Source organism: Pseudomonas citronellolis (assembly GCF_029335315.1).
In the GTDB taxonomy this organism is placed as follows: Bacteria; Pseudomonadota; Gammaproteobacteria; order Pseudomonadales; family Pseudomonadaceae; genus Pseudomonas; species Pseudomonas citronellolis_A.
Genome location: NZ_JARJLT010000099.1, coordinates 1 through 17,749, shown reverse-complemented (window position 1 = coordinate 17,749; position 17,749 = coordinate 1). Strand labels below are relative to the sequence as shown.

16 protein-coding genes are annotated in these 17,749 nt (G+C 67.9%); 2 read left to right on the top strand and 14 right to left on the bottom strand.

What is annotated here, in order from left to right:
- Positions 1 to 60: 60 nt before the first annotated feature.
- From P3W75_RS08155 to P3W75_RS08140, 4 genes are all read right to left on the bottom strand, one after another.
- Positions 61 to 573: a copper chaperone PCu(A)C gene (locus P3W75_RS08155; protein WP_276226862.1), complete on the bottom strand. Its 513-nt coding sequence runs from the start codon at positions 571 to 573 to the stop codon at positions 61 to 63.
- A 126-nt stretch (positions 574 to 699) separates the two neighbouring features.
- Positions 700 to 2,067 carry a PepSY-associated TM helix domain-containing protein gene (locus P3W75_RS08150; protein ID WP_276226861.1) on the bottom strand — a complete coding sequence of 456 codons (1,368 nt, stop codon included), beginning with the start codon at positions 2,065 to 2,067 and terminating at the stop codon, positions 700 to 702.
- 51 nt (positions 2,068 to 2,118) lie between these two features.
- Entirely contained in the window at positions 2,119 to 4,227 is a 2,109-nt protein-coding gene (locus tag P3W75_RS08145) for a TonB-dependent copper receptor (protein WP_276226860.1), read from the bottom strand.
- Positions 4,228 to 4,333: 106 nt separating this feature from the next.
- On the bottom strand, positions 4,334 to 4,717 hold the full coding sequence (locus P3W75_RS08140) for a DUF2946 domain-containing protein (RefSeq protein WP_276226859.1): 384 nt from the start codon (positions 4,715 to 4,717) through the stop codon (positions 4,334 to 4,336).
- A 440-nt stretch (positions 4,718 to 5,157) separates the two neighbouring features.
- On the opposite strand from P3W75_RS08140, the gene leuA reads away from it, so the two are divergent.
- Positions 5,158 to 6,828 carry a 2-isopropylmalate synthase gene (gene leuA, locus P3W75_RS08135; RefSeq protein ID WP_276226858.1) on the top strand — a complete coding sequence of 557 codons (1,671 nt, stop codon included), beginning with the start codon at positions 5,158 to 5,160 and terminating at the stop codon, positions 6,826 to 6,828.
- A gap of 91 nt (positions 6,829 to 6,919) precedes the next feature.
- Here the strand turns inward: leuA and P3W75_RS08130 are convergent, their stop codons facing one another.
- Entirely contained in the window at positions 6,920 to 7,255 is a 336-nt protein-coding gene (locus tag P3W75_RS08130; RefSeq protein WP_276226857.1) for a DUF5629 family protein, read from the bottom strand.
- A gap of 64 nt (positions 7,256 to 7,319) precedes the next feature.
- The gene (gene dapA / locus P3W75_RS08125; RefSeq protein ID WP_276226856.1) at positions 7,320 to 8,186 is read right to left on the bottom strand and encodes a 4-hydroxy-tetrahydrodipicolinate synthase; all 867 of its coding nucleotides are present in this window, start codon (positions 8,184 to 8,186) and stop codon (positions 7,320 to 7,322) included.
- A 370-nt stretch (positions 8,187 to 8,556) separates the two neighbouring features.
- Between dapA and P3W75_RS08120 the strand changes: the two genes are divergently transcribed.
- Entirely contained in the window at positions 8,557 to 9,510 is a 954-nt protein-coding gene (locus P3W75_RS08120; RefSeq protein WP_276226855.1) for an aldo/keto reductase, read from the top strand.
- Between the two features lie 189 nt (positions 9,511 to 9,699).
- Here the strand turns inward: P3W75_RS08120 and P3W75_RS08115 are convergent, their stop codons facing one another.
- The 8 genes from P3W75_RS08115 to P3W75_RS08080 all read right to left on the bottom strand — a co-directional run.
- A complete protein-coding gene (locus tag P3W75_RS08115) occupies positions 9,700 to 10,494 on the bottom strand; it encodes an amidohydrolase (RefSeq protein WP_276226854.1) in 795 nt (264 codons plus the stop codon).
- Positions 10,482 to 11,630, bottom strand: a complete 1,149-nt coding sequence (locus P3W75_RS08110; RefSeq protein ID WP_276226853.1) for a pyridoxal phosphate-dependent aminotransferase — start codon at positions 11,628 to 11,630, stop codon at positions 10,482 to 10,484. Before P3W75_RS08110 ends, P3W75_RS08115 begins: the two co-directional genes overlap by 13 nt.
- Before the next feature lie 82 nt (positions 11,631 to 11,712).
- Positions 11,713 to 13,197: a ribosome biogenesis GTPase Der gene (gene der / locus P3W75_RS08105; protein ID WP_276226852.1), complete on the bottom strand. Its 1,485-nt coding sequence runs from the start codon at positions 13,195 to 13,197 to the stop codon at positions 11,713 to 11,715.
- A gap of 87 nt (positions 13,198 to 13,284) precedes the next feature.
- Positions 13,285 to 14,427 carry an outer membrane protein assembly factor BamB gene (gene bamB / locus P3W75_RS08100; RefSeq protein ID WP_276226851.1) on the bottom strand — a complete coding sequence of 381 codons (1,143 nt, stop codon included), beginning with the start codon at positions 14,425 to 14,427 and terminating at the stop codon, positions 13,285 to 13,287.
- Position 14,428: 1 nt separating this feature from the next.
- Positions 14,429 to 15,073, bottom strand: a complete 645-nt coding sequence (locus P3W75_RS08095; protein WP_276226850.1) for a YfgM family protein — start codon at positions 15,071 to 15,073, stop codon at positions 14,429 to 14,431.
- A gap of 31 nt (positions 15,074 to 15,104) precedes the next feature.
- Entirely contained in the window at positions 15,105 to 16,394 is a 1,290-nt protein-coding gene (gene hisS, locus P3W75_RS08090; protein WP_276226849.1) for a histidine--tRNA ligase, read from the bottom strand.
- An 18-nt stretch (positions 16,395 to 16,412) separates the two neighbouring features.
- Positions 16,413 to 17,525 (bottom strand): flavodoxin-dependent (E)-4-hydroxy-3-methylbut-2-enyl-diphosphate synthase, encoded by a 1,113-nt coding sequence (ispG, locus tag P3W75_RS08085; RefSeq protein WP_276226848.1) that lies wholly within the window; start codon positions 17,523 to 17,525, stop codon positions 16,413 to 16,415.
- Position 17,526: 1 nt separating this feature from the next.
- Positions 17,527 to 17,749 (bottom strand): DUF4115 domain-containing protein (locus P3W75_RS08080; protein ID WP_276226847.1); only part of this gene is annotated, 223 nt, incomplete at its 5' end.

Genomic DNA, 17,749 nt, shown 5'->3' with positions numbered 1-17,749 from the left:
CCAGGCTGGCGGCGCCCCGCTGGCCATTGTCCCACCGGGCCGGCGGCGGCGCCACGTGGATCAGTTCATCTTCATGTCGGGCATGTCATGGCCGGACATGTCGTGCTCGGGCATGCCGTGCTCGCCGCTTTCCGGCGCCTGCTTCTGCACCAGCACCTCGACCTTGAGGTCGCCGGCCTTCTGGAAGTGCAGGGTCAGCGGGAAGCGCTCGCCGTCGGCCAGCGGTTTCTTCAGGCCGAACAGCATCAGGTGGTAGTGGCCGGGGGCGAAGGTGAGCGTGCCGCCGGCGGGGATGTCCACGCCGTCGACCTTCTGCATCTTCATCATGCCGTCCTTCATCAGGTGCTCGTGGACCTCGGCGCTGGCCGCGCGCTCGGTGTCGGCGCCCAGCAGGCGGTCAGCCGCCTTGCCGTGGTTGTGCACGACGAAGTAGGCCGCGCCGTTCGCCGAGTTGGCCGGCAGCAGCAGCGACCAGGGGTGCTCGACGTCGAGGTCGCCGGCCTTGTATTCGTGGGCCAGCAGCGGGGTGGAGAACGACAGCATGGCCGCCAGGGCCAGGAGGGTCTTGCGCATGGTGAAACTCCTAACGATCTCATGGGCCGCCCGGCGTGCGGGCGGCTGCGTCGAGGGGCACGGCCAGCATAGCCATTCCGCGCCCCCACTCAAGCCGGCGATCGCTGCCGCCGGGTCAAACGAAACTCAGGACAGCGCCGCGCGGCGCTCGCCCAGGCGCGACAGCACCAGCCAGTCGAGCCCCCACACCAGCAGCAGCGACAACCCCACCAGCGGGAAGGCCACGCCCAGCGCCAGCACTATGCCCAGGCCGACCTTCCACACCGGCAGCGCGTGCGGCAGCGGCGGCGCGCCCAGGCGCCCGGCCGGCTTGCGCAGCCACCACAGCCACAGGCCGCTGGCGGCGCTGAAGAGGATCATCAGGCAGACCGCCAGCATCAGCAGCTGGTTGGCCAGGCCGAACATCTTGCCCTCGTGCAGCATCACCCCGGTCTCGACGCTGCGCGCCACCAGGCCGTAGTCCTTCCAGCCGATATCGGCGAGCACCCGGCCGCTGTACTGGTCGATGTGCAGGGTGGCGTCCCGGCGCGGGTCGTCGGCGAACACCGCGACGGTGAACACGCCTTCGGCGGTGGTCGGCAAGGTCACGCTGTAGCCCGGCGCCACGCCGCGCTCGCGAGCGATGTCGAGCACCCGCTGCAGGCTCACCTGCGGCGCCGCAGCGGCGCCATCGGCCGCGTGCCCAGCGTGCCCGGCATGCGCGCCGGAAATCGGCATGGGGGTGTTCTCCACCGCCCAGGGCACGGTCTGGCGATGCGCCTGGTTGAGCTCGCGGGCCTGCACGTCGGACTTCGGCACCTCGTTCCACATGGCCGCCGGGAAGCGGTTCCAGACGTCGGCGAAGCTCTGCCCCCAGTAGCCGGTCCAGGTCATGCCGGTGAGCAGCATGAACAGCAGCGCCAGCGCGCCCCAGAAGCCGACCACCGCGTGCAGCTCGCGCCACCAGCCGCGCCCGCGCTGCTCGCGGTTGGGCAGCAGCACGCCGCGCTTGGCGCGCCCGCGCGGCCACCAGAGGTAGACGCCGGACACCACCAGGACGATGCCCCAGCCCGCCGCCAGTTCCACCAGGCGATCGCCGACGGTGCCGAGCAGCAGCTCGCCGTGCAGCGCGCGGGCGATGGCCTGCAGGTTGTCCTTGGCGTCCTGGCGACCGAGCAGTTCACCGCTGTAGGGGTCGAGGAACAGGTTGGTCTCGCGGCCGTCGAGGCTGGCGACGAACTGCGCGCTGCGCCCCTCGCCCGCCGGCGGCAGGTACTGGCTGACGCTCGCCTGCGGCAGCACCTGCCGCAGCCGCGCCAGCTGCCGGTCGGCGTCCAGCACCTGGGCGGCCGGCTGTACCTGCAGCAGGTCGCGGTACATCAGCGGGTCCAGCTGCGGCTTGAACAGGTAGATGATCCCGGTGAGCGACAGCAGGATCATGAACGGCGCCACGAACAGGCCGGCGTAGAAATGCCAGCGCCAGGCCAGGCTGTAGAAGTCCACGGATTTCTTCATCGTTGTTCTCTCCACGCAAGGCCGCCCCCGCCTTGGCGGGGGCGGCGGGGCTCAGAAGCTGAAGTCCACCTTGGTCCAGAGCGTGCGGCCCGGCTCGCGGATCGCCTGCGGGTCGTTCGCCGGGTAGCCGAAGCCGGCGTTGCCGGCGAGGTTGAGGTGCTCGGCGTAGTCCTTGTCGAACAGGTTGTCGACGCCGGTGCTGACCTTGAAGTGCTGGTTCACGCGGTACGCGGCGTTGAGCGAGAACACGCCGAAGCCGGCGGTCTCGTCGAAGTCCTGGCCGACCACGTTGCCCTGCCCCTCGGCCACCCGGCCCTGCTTGGCCACCAGGCGCCAGAGCGCGCCGGCGCTCCAGTCGCCGCGCTCGTAGGTCAGCCCCAGGCGGCTTTCCAGCGGCGGCATCTGCGGCAGCGCGCGGTCGTCCGTGGTGTTCTTGCCCCAGGCGTAGGCCAGGGTCGCGTCGGTCTTCCAGTTCGGCGCCAGCTGGTAGGCCGCGCCCAGTTCACCGCCCATGATGCGTGCGTCCACGTTGCTCGCCTGGGACGTTGCACCCATCATGCCGCCGCTGGTGTAGCTGAACAGGATGTAGTCGCGGATCTCGCCGACATAGCCCGAAGCCCAGGCCTTGAGCTTCTCGCCCTCGTACTGGGCGCCGAAATCGAGCTGGGTGGTCTTCTCCGGCTTGATGCTGTCGAAGGCGTTCGCCGAGCCGGCAGGCCCCGAATCCGGGGAAAACAGCTCCCAATAGTCGGGGAAGCGCTGCACGTGGCCGAGGCCGGCATAGAGGGTGGTGGGCGAGTCGGCCAGGTCGTGCTCGTAGCGCACGAAGCCGCTGGGCAGGGTGTCGGCGCGGGTGTCGTCGGCGGTCGGATTGGGCGTGCTCATCATCCCCGAGCCCAGGGTCTGCCGGTAATCCTTCGCCGAGGCGCGGTCCAGGCGCGCGCCACCGATCACCCGGTCGCGCTCGGCGGCGTACCAGGTCAGCTCGCCGAAGGCGCCGTAGTTGTGGAAGGCGGCGTCCTTGTCCCAGGGAATGTCGTCGTAGGTGCCGATGCCCGAGGCGCTGCGCTGGCGGTGCTCGTTGGCCTGTGCGTCGACCCCGGAGACCAGCTTGAAGTCGTCCCAGCGCCAGGTCGCCGCCAGGCGCCCGCCGAGGGTGCGGCGGTCGACGTTGGCGGCCATCGGGCCGGCCATCATGCCGGCGCCCGAGGGCGTGCGCAGGCTGTAGTTGTCCATCACGTGGTCGGCGTAGTTGTAGTAGACCTGCGCCTCCAGCTTGTCGAGCACGCCGCCCAGGTTGGACTTCTCGAAGCGCAGGCCCAGGCTCTCGCGCTTGAACTGCGCGCCGTCCATGCCGCGCCCGGCGTAGCGCGCCTCGCCGTCGCCCTTGCCGGCGGTCAGCTCGACCAGGGTGTCGGCATCCGGGGTCCAGCCCACGGCAACGTCGCCGTTCCACTTGTTCCAGCGCGACGGCACGGTGTGGCCGCCGCCATCCTGGTAGTCGTCGGACTGCGAGCGGTTGCCGGTGAAGCGCAGGTAGCCTTCGGGGCCGCCGGCGGCGGCGTCGAGTACGCGGTCGAAGCGGCCGTTGGAGCCGGCCACCAGGCTGCCGTTGATCCGCGTGCCCAGTTCGCCGAAGCGCTCCGGCTCGCGGTCGAAGCGGATCGTCCCGGCCGAGGCGCCCGGGCCCCAGATCACGGTTTCGGGGCCCTTGACCACGGTCAGGCGGTCGTAGGTTTCCGGCGAGATGTAGGAGGTCGGCGCGTCCATCCGCGCCGGGCAGGCGCCGAGCATCACGCCACCGTTGGCGAGGATGTTCAGCCGCGAGCCGAACATGCCGCGCAGCACCGGGTCGCCGTTGGTGCCGCCGTTGCGGATGGCCGAGAAGCCGGGGATGGTCTTCAGGTAGTCGGCGCCGTCGCTGGCCGGGATCGGCTGGCGCGCCTGCTTCGGGTCGGTGACCACGGTCAGCGGCGAGCTTTGCGCCACGGCGGTGATCACGCTGGGTTGCAGTTCGGCGACCTTGTGCGCGGCATGCGGGTCGTTGTTGTCGAGGTCGTCGGCGTGCGCCAGGCCGACGATGCCGCCCAGGGCGGTGAGGGCGCACAGGGTGCGCAGGCGCGGCGAGCGAACAGGCCCGCGCGGGAAGGTTCTGGACATGCGAGATTCCATGATCGATGACGATGTGCTTCAGGCCAGGCACGGCGAGCGCGCGCAGGGAGCAATCCCGGCGCGGCGGCGCGTAGCGCTGGCTATGGCGTAGCGGTCAGGCGATCAGGGACGGTGGCGCGCGCGAACGGGCGCCGGGGAACACCGGCGACGGCGGGATGGGGTGTTCGATGACGACCTGGGGCGCCGGCGCGGCGCCGGGCAGGTCGGCGGAGAGTGCCAGGCGCGGGGTTTGCAGCGCCGGGCTGTGGAGCAGCAGGCCGCAGTAGCCGCACTTCTCCATGAAATGGTCGGCGGCGAAGCCCTTCTGCGCGGCACCGGCGTCGTGATGGCCGCTGCGCGCGTGCTCGGAACAGGCCATGGCGTCCATGCCCGCCATGTCGGCCATCGCCGGCATGGCGTGGTCCATGGGCATGGACTGCGACAACAGCGGGCCGAGGTGGATCATCAGCATGGCGAAGAGCGCCAGCCAGATGGCCATGCCTTGTCCTGTGCCTTGTCGTCTGCGACCTGTCACTGGGAGTCCCCGGAATAAGTGGCGGCGTTTTACCCTGCCAGGCCGGCGGACGCAATTCGTCGATGGCCAAATGCCCGTGCGGCATGGGGACGCATCAGTCAGTTAAGCAGAAAAATGCCATCGCAATTCATTGCGCAGAAACCGCCACAGACAAGCATAAAATCTTGCTTTAAGTCATCCGAAGACGATTTCTACCAAATTTTCCACAATGCTTGCCATGAAACCCCGAGAGCACTAGGGTGGTCGCTATGAAAACCGCACACACCCTCATCCTGCTTCGCCAACACGCCTGCCTGCGCCTGGTCAGCCCGCGACTGCGTAGCTGATCCCTTTCCCCGGCTTCGCCACTTCATCTTTTTACCGCGCAGGGCCGTCGTTGGCCCGGAAGAACAAGGATTCCGCCCATGAGCATGCTCAAAGACCCGTCGAAGAAATACCGTCCCTTCACCCAGATCACCCTGCCGGACCGCACCTGGCCGGACAAGATCATCGACAAGGCGCCGATCTGGCTGAGCACCGACCTGCGCGACGGCAACCAGTCGCTGATCGAGCCGATGGACGCCGAGAAGAAGATGCGCTTCTTCAAGTGCCTGGTGCAGGTGGGCCTGAAGGAAATCGAAGTGGGCTTCCCGTCCGCCTCGCAGACCGACTTCGACTTCGTCCGCGAGCTGATCGACGGCAACCACATTCCCGATGACGTCACCATCCAGGTGCTGACCCAGGCCCGCGACGACCTCATCGAGCGCACCTTCGAATCGCTCAAGGGCGCCAAGCGCGCCATCGTGCACTACTACAACGCCTGCGCGCCGAGCTTCCGCAAGATCGTCTTCAACCAGGACAAGGAAGGCGTCAAGCAGATCGCCATCGCCGCCGGCAAGACCATCAAGCGCCTGGCCGCCGCCGCACCGGAAACCCAGTGGGGCTTCGAGTACTCCCCCGAGGTGTTCAGCTCCACCGAGACCGATTTCGCTGTCGAGGTGTGCAACGCGGTGATCGACGTGTTCCAGCCGACCCCGGCCAACCGCCTGATCCTCAACCTGCCCGCCACCATCGAGTGCGCCACGCCGAACAACTACGCCGACCAGATCGAGTGGTTCGGCCGCCACATCGACAAGCGCGACAGCGTGATCATCAGCCTGCACACCCACAACGACCGCGGCACCGGCGTGGCCGCCTCGGAACTGGCGCTGATGGCCGGCGCCGACCGCGTGGAAGGCTGCCTGTTCGGCAACGGCGAGCGCACCGGCAACCTGTGCCTGGTGACCATGGCGCTGAACATGTACACCCAGGGCGTGGACCCGGAACTGGACTTCTCCGACATCGACGCCGTGCGCAAGGTGGTCGAGGAGTGCAACCAGATCCCGGTGCACCCGCGTCACCCGTATGTCGGCGACCTGGTCCACACCGCCTTCTCCGGCTCCCACCAGGACGCCATCCGCAAGGGCTTCGCCCAGCAGAAGGACGACGCCGTGTGGGAAGTGCCCTACCTGCCGATCGACCCGGCCGACATCGGCCGCAGCTACGAGGCGGTCATCCGCGTCAACAGCCAGTCGGGCAAGGGCGGCATCACCTTCCTGCTCGAACAGGAATACGGCATCAGCCTGCCGCGCCGCATGCAGATCGAGTTCAGCCAGGTGGTACAGAACGAGACCGACCGTCTCGGCCTGGAAATGACCGCCGAGCAGATCTACGGCCTGCTGCAGAGCGAGTACCTGCAAGCCGTCTCGCCGTTCGGTCTGAAGAACTACCGCCTGCAGGAAGAGAACGGCATCTGCGCCATCGACATCGACGTGACCCACAAGGGCGAGCAGCACCGCTGGCACGGCAAGGGCAAGGGCACCCTGGAAGCCCTGGTCGCCGCGCTGCCGGTACAGGTCGAGATCATGGACTACAACGAGCACGCCATCGGCGCCGGCACCACGGCCCGCGCGGCGGCCTACATCGAGCTGCGCGTCGAAGGCGGCCGCTCGCTGCACGGCATCGGCATCGACGAGAACATCACCACCGCCAGCTTCCGCGCCCTGTTCAGCGCGCTGAACCGCGCCGTGACCCTGGGCCAGGCGCAAGCCGCCTGAGTCCGCCGGTGATGTGAAAAAGGGGCCTTCGGGCCCCTTTTTTCGTCCATGCCACCGCGTCGAACACTCCGATGGCCAGCGTAGGAGCCTGTTACTCGTCGTCGCCGCTGGCGCTGACCGCGCCCAGGCAGCGCAGGCGGTGCTCGACGCCTTCGGCCTGCAGCGTCCAGCTGTCGTCGGCGGCCTGGTATTGCGCTTCCATCACCTGGTTGTAGGTGAACTGCCAGCGGCGCTTGTCGCGGCCGTCCAGCGCCTCCACGCTCAGCACCACTTCGTCGCTGGAGAAGGCCTGGCCGGCTTCGGCGGCGATCTCGGAGCGGTCCAGCAGGTCCTCGTCGAGGCTGAATTCCCAGGCGTGCAGGCCGTCCAGTTCGAGCATGTCGGTCAGTTCGAGCTGGTCCAGCAGGTAAAGGGTTTCTTCGGACATTTTCGTGTTCCCGGTAAGACAGGCCGCCATGATAGAGCAAAGCCCCGGCGGCGGCCCTCCCCGCCTAGTCGGCCAATGCCGCCAGCACCCCGCGCAGGCGCTCGATGGTCACCGGCGCGCAGCGCTGCATGGGCTCGCGCAGTTCGTCGCCGATCAGCCCCTGCAGCGCCAGCGCCGCCTTCACCGCCGCCGGGTTGGGCTCGGCGAAGGCCGCCTGCATCCACGGCAGCAGGCGGTAGAAGGTACGCCGGGCGCTGGCCAGGTCGCCCTCCTCCACCTGGCGCTGCAGCAGCACGTAAAGGTCGGCGCGGACGTGGGCGGAAGCGGAGATCGCCCCGGCGCCGCCCAGGCACAGGCTGGTGAAAATCTGCGTGTCCTCGCCGGCCAGCACCGCGACGTTGCCGTCGGCGATCAGCGCCATCGTGGTCTCCGCGTCGCCGCCGCAATCCTTGATCGCCGCGATACGCGGGTGGCGAACGATGCGCCGCAGGGTCTCGCGCTCGATGCGCACGCCCGTGCGGTAGGGAATGTCGTAAAGCACCACGGGCACGCTGGCGGCGTCGGCCACGGTCTGGAAGAACGCCTCCAGGCCCTGCTGCGACGGGCGGATGTAGTACGGCGCCGGCACCAGCAGGCCGGCCAGCGGGCGGCGCTGGATTTGCTGCTGGAAGGCCAGCAGCTCGCGCAGGTTGTTGCCGGCCAGGCCCATGATCACTTGCTGCGGCGGCACCCATTGCAATACCGCGTCGAGCACGGCGAGTTGCTCGTCGTGGCTGAGCGCGGCGGCCTCGCCGGTGGTGCCGCAGACCACGAAGCCGGCGACGCCATCCTCCAGCAGCTTGCCGACCAGGCCGCGCAATGCGGCGAAATCGACCTCGGCGTTACGGAACGGCGTGGCCAGGGCGACCCAGATTCCTCGAAAAGCGGACATGCGAAAACTCCTAGTGGCTGACCGTCTGGTCGCCGTCAGGGAGGGTGAGGGAAGCAAGCGGGGGGAAGTTCAACCTGGCGCCTTGTGTCCTGTCAGCCCATCTGACGGGACAGCACGCCCCGGTCAAATGAGCGACTGTTTCTTCGATTTCTTGGCAACGGCGACGCACGCGCAGGCCGGGGCGAAAGAGCCCGGAAGCGGCAGCGAGTGGTCGAGGTTCGGAGACATGGGTAGTCCGTTGCGCGAATCAGGCTGCGAATATGCGCAACGTAGGAAGCGGCTGTCAAGAAGCGGCTATCAAGAAGCAGCTATCAGGAAACGCCAAGGGTCTATGCTGGTTCAACCACACCGCAGTATGGAGAAGTGACAGGTGAACTCTCGCGAACTGGGCCGCTCCGGGCTGGCCATCCCGCCACTGGTATTCGGTGGCAACGTCTTCGGCTGGAGCGCCGATGAAGCCACTTCCTTCCGCCTGCTCGACAGCCTGCTGGACGCCGGGCTGAACTGCATCGACACCGCCGACGTGTACTCGCGCTGGGTACCGGGACACACGGGCGGCGAATCCGAGGCGCTGCTCGGCAAGTGGCTGAAGCTGCGCGGCAACCGCGACCGGGCGATCATCGCCACCAAGGTCGGCATGGACATGGGCAATGGCCACAAGGGCCTCTCCGCCGCCTACATCGAGCAGGCCGTGGAGCGCTCGCTGAAACGCCTGCAGACCGACTACATCGACCTCTACCAGTCGCACTGCGACGATACCCACACCTCGCTGGAGGAAACCCTCGGCGCCTACGCCAGGCTGGTCGAGAAGGGCAAGGTACGGGTCATCGGGGCGTCCAACTACGACGCCCGGCGCCTGCGCGAAGCGAAGGAGGTGGCCGAACGCCTGCGCCTGCCGAGTTACCAGAGCCTGCAGCCGAACTACAACCTGTACGACCGCGCCGACTACGAGACGCGCCTGGAGCCGACGGTGCGCGAGCTGGGGATCGGCGTGATCCCCTACTACGGCCTGGCCGGCGGCTTCCTCAGCGGCAAGTACCGCAGCGAAGCGGACCTGGGCAAGAGCGCGGCGCGCGCGGACAAGGTCAAGGGCTACCTCAACGAACGCGGCGTGACCATCCTGGTGGCGCTGGACGAGGTGGCCGAGGAACACGACGCCACGCCGGCGCAGGTGGCCCTGGCCTGGCTGATCGCCCGGCCGAGCATCACCGCGCCGATCGCCAGCGCGTCGCACCTGGAGCAGTTGCCCGACCTGGTCGCGGCGACCCGCCTGCAACTGAGCGACGAGGATATCCACAGGCTGGATGCGGCGAGCGCGTACTGAGCCGCACAACGTAGGATGGCGTTGAGCGAAGCGATACCCATCCTACGAAAAGCGCCTCGGCGCCATCGCATCCCGTAGGGCGCATAACGCCTACGGCGTTATCCGCCATTTTCGACAGGCATCGGTGTTTCGACCGACGGCGGATAACCGCGAACGGTTATTCGCCCTACCGGTTGCCCCGACACCGCGTCAGGGCTCGATGACGAAGCTGTCGGCGTCGAGGTAGGCCGGGAAGCGTTCGCGGTAGGCCGCCAGGGCCTGGGCCGAGAGGGTCGCGTGGAACACGCCGTCGCCGTTGCCGGCTTCGAGCAGCGGTTCGCCCTGGAAGTCCAGCACCTGGCTGTCGCCGGAGTAGGCGTGGCCCTTGCCGTCCTCGCCGACGCGGTTCACCGCCGCCACGTAGCACAGGTTCTCGATGGCCCGCGCCGGCAGCAGGCGGTTCCAGTGCAGGCGCCGCGCGGCCGGCCAGTTGGCGGTGTAGAGCAGCAGGTCGGTGTCCTGGGCGTCGCGGCTCCAGGCCGGGAAGCGCAGGTCGTAGCAGACCAGCGGGCGCACCCGCCACCCCTTCCACTCCAGCAGCACCTGGGCGTCGCCCGCGGTGTAGTGCTTGTGCTCGCCGGCCATGCGGAACAGGTGGCGCTTGTCGTAGTGGAGGATTTCGCCGTCCGGGCGCGCCCAGAGCAGGCGGTTGCGATGGCTGCCATCGGCGGCGCGGACGATCACGCTGCCGGTCACCACCGCGTCCAGGCGCGCGGCCTGGCCGCGCAGCCAGGAGTAGGTCTCGCCCTCCTCCGCCTCGGCCAGGGCCGCCGAATCCATGGAGAAGCCGGTGGTGAACATTTCCGGCAGGATCACGATGTCGGCGCCGCGCGCCTGTTCCAGCAGCGCGTCGAAGTGCGCGCGGTTGGCCGGCGCGTCGTGCCAGGCCAGGGTGGTCTGCAGCAGCGCCAGGTTCAGGTCGGGCAGTTGGCTCAGATCGCGCATAGCTTCTCCGCCGCCTGGCGCAGCGTCTCCTCTTTCTTGGCGAAGCAGAAGCGCACCAGGCGCATGTCCGCCGGGGCCTGCTGGTAGAACACCGATACCGGAATGGCCGCCACGCCGTGCTCGCGGGTCAGCCATTCGGCCATGGCGACATCGTCCAGGTCCGGGCGGATCGCCGAGTAGTCGACCACCTGGAAGTAGGTGCCGGCGGCGCGGCGGAAGCTGAAGCGCGAGCGCGCCAGCAGGTCGCAGAATAGGTCGCGCTTGGCCTGGTAGAAGCCCGGCAGCTCGCGCAGGTGCTCGGGGTGCGCGGCCATGAAGTCGGCCAGCGCCCACTGCAACGGGGTGACACCGCAGAAGTTCACGTACTGGTGGATCTTGCGCAGCTCCGCCGAGAGAGTCTGCGGCGCCACCACGTAGCCGGTCTTCCAGCCGGTGACGTGGTAGGTCTTGCCGAAGGAGCTGACCACGAAGGCGCGGGCGTAGAGCTCGTCGTGGGCCAGCACGCTGGCGTGCTGCACGCCGTCGTAGATCAGGTGTTCGTAGACCTCGTCGCTGATGACGTAGATCTCCCGCTCGCGGATCAGCGCGGCCAGGCGATCCAGGTCGGCGCGGTCGATCAGCGCGCCGCTGGGGTTGTGCGGGCTGTTGAGGAAGATCAGGCGGGTGCGCGGGGTGATGGCGTCGGCCAGGCGCTGCCAGTCGATGCGGAATTCCGGCAGGCTCAGCGGCACGTGCACGCAGCGGCCGCCGGCCAGTTCCACCGAGGGTTCGTAGCTGTCGTAGCAGGGGTCGAGGACGATGGCCTCGTCGCCCGGGCGGATCAGCGCCTGCACGGCGCAGAAGATCGCCTCGGTGGCGCCGGGGGTGATGGTCACTTCGGCATCGGCGCTGACGGTGCGCCCGTAGAAGGCGGCGACCTTGGCCGCCACCTGCTCGCGCAGCGCCGGCAGGCCGGTCATCGGGCAGTACTGGTTGTGCCCGGCCATGACGTGGCGGGCCACCGCTTCGCGCAACGCGGCGGGGCCGTCGAAGTCGGGGAAACCCTGGGACAGGTTGAGCGCACCGCACTCGGCGGCGAGCTGCGACATGCGGGTGAAGATGGTGGTGCCGACGTTGGGCAGTTTGCTGGTCAACATGGGGCTACGGGTCGCAGGCGATGAGTAGGAAGGGCCCTACTCTATCGCCTGTGGCCGGCGGCCTGAAGAGCGGCGAGCGTTATTAGCGCTTGTCCTTCTTCTTCTTCTCGGCCTTCTTGTGGTGCGACATCAGGCGGCGCTTCTTGTTGACCTGGCGATCGGTAAGCTGGGTCTTCTTGCCCTCGAAGGGGTTGTCGCCGCCCTTGTACTCGATGCGGATCGGCGTACCGACCAGCTTCAGCACGCGCCGGTAGGTCTTCTCCAGGTAGCGGGTGTAGGCCTTGGGCACCGCGTCGGTCTGGTTGCCGTGGACCACGATCAGCGGCGGGTTGGCACCGCCCAGGTGGGCGTAGCGCAGCTTGATGCGGCGACCGTTGACCATCGGCGGCTGGTGGGTCTGCACCGCGTCTTCGAGGATCTGCGTCAGGCGGCTGGTCGGCCAGCGGGTCACGGCGGAGCGGAAGGATTCCTGCACCGACTTGTACAGGTGGCCCACGCCGGTGCCGTGCAGCGCCGAGATGAAGTGGATGTCGGCGAAGTCGACGAACAGCAGGCGGCGCTCCAGCTCGGTCTTCACGTACTCGCGTTCGCCCGCGTCCATGCCGTCCCACTTGTTCAGGGCGATGACCAGCGCGCGGCCGGTCTCCAGCACGAAGCCGAGCAGGTTGAGGTCATGCTCGACCACGCCCTCGCGGGCGTCCATCACGAAGATCACCACGTTGGCGTCCTGGATGGCCTGCAGGGTCTTGACCACCGAGAACTTTTCCACCGCCTCGAAGATCTTGCCGCGGCGGCGCACGCCGGCGGTGTCGATCAGGGTGTACTTCTCTTCGTTGCGCTCGAAGGGGATGTAGATGCTGTCGCGGGTGGTGCCGGCCTGGTCATAGACGATCACCCGCTCTTCGCCGAGCATGCGGTTGACCAGGGTCGACTTGCCGACGTTGGGACGGCCGATGATGGCGATCTTGATGCCATCCTTCTCGCTCGGGCCGGGGATGCGCTTGGCTTCCTGGCCTTCGGCGACCTCTTCGAGCTCGTCCGGCAGGTCGTTGTCTTCCGGCGCGTCGGGTTCGGGCTGGAACAGCTCGCCCAGGGCTTCCTGGAGCATCTGGGTGATGCCGCGGCCATGGGCGGCGGCGACCGGCAGGGCGTCGCCCATGCCCAGCGGGCTGAATTCGGCGCGGGCGATGTCCGGGTCGACGGTGTCGACCTTGTTCGCCACCAGGTAGCTGCGCTTGTTGCGCTTGCGCAGGTGCTCGGCGATCAGCTCGTCGGCGGCGGTCATCCCGGCGCGCGAGTCAACCATGAAGAGCACGGCATCGGCTTCCTCGATCGCCTGCAACGACTGCTCAGCCATCTTCGCATCGATGCCTTCCTCATCACCGGTGATACCGCCGGTGTCGATGACGATGAATTTCTTGCCTTGCCACTTGGCTTCCCCGTACTGGCGATCACGGGTCAGGCCGGCGTACTCGGCGACGATGGCGTCGCGAGTCTTGGTCAGGCGGTTGAACAGGGTGGACTTGCCGACGTTCGGGCGGCCCACCAGGGCGATTACGGGAACCATGCGGCTCTCCAGGAAATTTCAGGAATTCGTAAAAAACACGCCGGCCGCTGTCGTCATCCAACAGCGGCCGGCAGGTAACACAACAGCTTAGCGAATGGTGTAGGCGACGAGCTTGCCGCTGTTGCCGAACACGTACATCCAGCGGTCGACCACCAGCGGGCGCACGCGCACGCCGTCACCGTCGACCTTCTCGCGGCCGACGAAGCGGCCGTCCACCTGGCTCAGCAGATGAATGTAGCCTTCCAGGTCGCCGACCACCACGTTGCTGGAGAACACCGCCGGGGCCGACAGCTGACGGCGCGCCAGGGCTTCGTTGCTCCACAGCGAGGACGAGCTGCGGCCGTCGAGGGCTTCCACGGTGCCGCTGGCGTCGCTGACGTAGACGTTGCCGAAGCCTTCGGCGACGCCGGCGTAGCTGGACGCCTCGCGCTGCCACAGCACGCGGCCGCTGGCCGGGTCGAGGGCGGCGGCGCGGCCCTGGTAGCTGGCCACGTAGATCACGTTGTCGACCAGGGTCAGGCCGCCGTCGATGTCGACCACGCGGTCCAGTTCGGAACGGCCCTGGGGCACCGCCACGCGGGTTTCCCACGCCGGCAGACCACGCTGCAGGTCGACCGCCACCACCTTGCCACTGGCCAGGCCGGCGATGGCCAGGCGACCGGCGATCAGCGGCGAGCCGGTGCCACGCAGGGTCAGCACGGGCACGCTGTTCTCGTAGGCCCAGCGCTGGTTGCCGGTGCTGGCGTCGAGGGCGATCAGCTTGTCGTCCTGGGTCTGCAGCACCACCACGTCACCGTCGGTGACCGGTGCGGAGAGCACTTCGCTGGGCACCTTGGTGCGCCACTTCTGCTCGCCGTTGGCGGCGTTCAGGGCGATAACGTCGCCCTTCATGGTGCCGACCAGGACCAGCCCGCCACCGACGCCGACGCCGCCGGAGATCGGCAGGTCGATGTCCTGTTTCCAGAGCACGTCGCCGCTCTCGCGCTGCATGGCCATGACCCGGCCTTCGGCGGACGCGGCGTAGATGGTCGAGCCATCCACGGCGGGCTGCAGGAGTTCGTACAGGTCGCCCTGGCCGTCACCGACCGAACGACTCCACTGCTTGTCCAGGCGCACCTCTTCCTTGAAGTCGGTGAGCTCCGCCGGCGGCAATTCCTTCTTGCTGTTGCTGCTGCAACCGACAGCGAGCAGGGTCAGCGCCAACAGCGCCGCATGTTTCCAGCGCAGCATCTCAGGCGCCTCCCTTGGCCAGATCGTCGAGTTTGACCTGCAGGGCGCCGGCCGCGGCGTCCTCCGGCAGGGAGGCCTTGGCCTTTTCGTATGCGCTGCGGGCGTCGTCGGTGCGCTTGAGCTGCACCAGCAGGTCGCCCTTGAGTTCTTCGCGGCTGGACTGGTAGGCCTTGTCGGCGTCGCCTTCGAGCAGCTTCAGGCCGTCCTCGGCCTTGCCCTGGGCGGCCAGGACGCGCGCCAGGCGCTGACGGGCCAGCTCGCCAAGGGTGGCGTCGACCGGCTTGTCCAGCACGGCCTTGAGTTCGGCGGCGGCGTCATCCAGCTTGCCGGCGTCCACCGCGACCTTGGCCACGAACAGGCGGCCGTACTGGGCGTAATGAGTGCCGCCGTACTCGCTGGTGAGCTTGTTGGCCAGCTCGGCGACCCGCGCGGTATCCGGCTGCCCGGAGGGGGTCAGCGAAGATTCCACCAGCTGCTGGTAGAGGATGGATGCGTTCTGCGCCTGGTTGTTCTGGTACTTCTTCCAGGCCTGCCAGCCGAACACCACCACCAGGGCCAGCGCGGCACCGGTGAGCAGGGGCATGCCATTGCGCTGCCACCAGTCCTTGATGTCGGCCAGTTGTTCTTCTTCGGTACGCGTGGTCACCCCAATACTCCTATACGTATTCGGTCTTATCTCAAACCCGCTGGATGCAGGCGGCCAGGTGCTCGGGCAGAGCGTCCCAGCCGATGTTCTGTTGCTCACCCTCGCCACGCAGGGGTTTGAAACCTACCACGCGGCCCGCCAGTTCGTCGTCCCCCAGGATCATCGCGAACTGCGCGCCGCTCTTGTCGGCTTTCTTGAACTGGCTCTTGAAGCTGCCGGCGCCGGAGTTGACCAGCAGGCGCAGGCCGGGAACGGCGTCGCGCAGGCGCTCGGCCAGGGCCAGGCCGGCGAGTTCGGCGGCTTCACCGAAGGCGCAGAGGAAGACGTCGGCCGGGCGATTGAGCTCGGCGGGCACCACGCCCAGGGTCTCGAGCAGCAGCACCAGGCGTTCCACGCCCATGGCGAAGCCCACGCCCGCGGTCTGCTTGCCGCCGAACTGGGCGACCAGGCCGTCGTAGCGGCCACCGCCGCAGACGGTGCCCTGGGAGCCGAGCTTGCTGGTGACCCACTCGAAGGCGGTGCGGCTGTAGTAGTCGAGGCCGCGCACCAGCTTCTGGTTGATCTCGTATTGCAGGCCGACCGCATCCAGGCGGGCCTTCAGGCCCTCGAAGTGGGCGATCGACTCTTCGTCCAGGTAGTCGTGCAGGGTCGGCGCGCCGACCAGCAGGGCCTGGGTGCTTTCCACCTTGCTGTCGAGGATGCGCAGCGGGTTGGTGGTCATGCGTCGCTGGCTGTCTTCGTCGAGCTGGTCGAAGCGCACCTGCAGGTAGGCCACCAGGGCGTCGCGGTAGCGCGCGCGGGCCTCGCTGGAACCCAGGGTGTTGAGCTGCAGGGTGACCGCGTCGGCCATGCCGAGCTTCTTCCACAGGCGCCAGGTGAGGATGATCAGCTCGGCGTCGATATCCGGGCCGGGCAGGTTGAAGACTTCCACGCCGATCTGGTGGAACTGGCGGTAGCGGCCCTTCTGCGGTTTCTCGTAGCGGAACATCGGCCCGGTGTACCAGAGCTTCTGCACCTGGCCGCCCCCGGTCAGGCCGTGCTCGAGCACGGCGCGGACGCAACCGGCGGTGCCTTCGGGGCGCATGGTCAGGGATTCGCCGTTACGGTCGAGGAAGGTGTACATCTCCTTGTCGACCACGTCGGTGCCTTCGCCGATGCCGCGGGCGAAGAGTTCGGTGAACTCCAGGATCGGCATGCGGATTTCGCTGTAGCCGTAGCCTTCGAGCAGTTCGGCGAAGCTGCGTTCCAGGTAGCGCCAGGCCGGGGTCTGGTCCGGCAGGATGTCGTTCATGCCACGAATGGCTTGCAGGGACTTGCTCACGTGATGTCCTTGTTGCGGTCAGCCGCGCACGATCAGTGCGGCGTCGGCCTCGGCCTTCTCGGCCGCTTTTTCGCGGATCAGCCGTTCCAGCTCATCCACCAGGTTTTCGTTCTGCAGCTTCTGCGCCGGCTTGCCGTCGATGTAGACGAGGTTGTTCGGCGTGCCGCCGGTGAGGCCGACGTGGGCCTCCTTGGCTTCGCCGGGGCCGTTGACCACGCAGCCGATCACCGCGACGTCCAGCGGCACCAGCAGGTCCTCGAGGCGGCCTTCGAGCTCGTTCATGGTCTTGACCACGTCGAAGTTCTGGCGCGAGCAGCTCGGGCAGGCGATGAAGTTGATGCCGCGCGAGCGCAGGCGCAGCGACTTGAGGATGTCGAAACCGACCTTGATCTCCTCCACCGGATCGGCGGCCAGGGAGATGCGGATGGTGTCGCCGATGCCTTCGGCCAGCAGCATGCCCAGGCCCACCGCGGACTTCACGGTGCCCGAGCGCAGGCCGCCGGCCTCGGTGATGCCCAGGTGCAGCGGCTGCTCGATCTGCTTGGCCAGCAGGCGGTAGGCCGCCACGGCCATGAACACGTCGGAGGCCTTCACGCTGACCTTGAAGTTCTGGAAGTCCAGCTTGTCGAGGTGGTCGACATGGCGCATGGCCGATTCCAGCAGGGCTTCGGGGGTCGGTTCGCCGTACTTCTTCTGCAGGTCCTTTTCCAGGGAACCGGCGTTGACGCCGATACGGATCGGGATGTTCTTGTCGCGGGCCGCGTCGACCACGGCCCGGACGCGGTCCTCGCGGCCGATGTTGCCCGGGTTGATGCGCAGGCAGTCGACGCCAAGCTCGGCCACGCGCAGGGCGATCTTGTAGTCGAAGTGGATGTCGGCGACCAGCGGCACGTTGACCTGCCGCTTGATCTTGCCGAAAGCCTCGGCCGCGTCCATGTCCGGCACCGAGACGCGCACGATGTCCGCGCCGGCTTCTTCCAGGCGGCGGATCTGCGCGACGGTGGCGGCGACGTCCAGGGTGTCGGTGTTGGTCATGCTCTGCACGGCGATGGGGGCGTCCCCACCCACCGGCACGTTACCCACCCAGATCTTGCGGGACGGGCGACGTTTGATCGGAGACTCGCAATGCATCTTACTGCCCACCCAAGGTTACGCGCGCAGTGCCGCCGCGCGCCGGGGTCACTTCGACCGGCTGGCCGTTGTAGCTGACCTGGGCGCCACGGGCGAAGCCCAGGCGCAGCTGAATCGGTGCCTTGGCGGCCAGCTCCAGGCTGTCGCCCTTGCGTTTGAGCGCGCCGAACAGGACCTTGCCGTCGGCGTCGGTGACCTGGGTCCAGCAGTCTTCGCTGAACTGG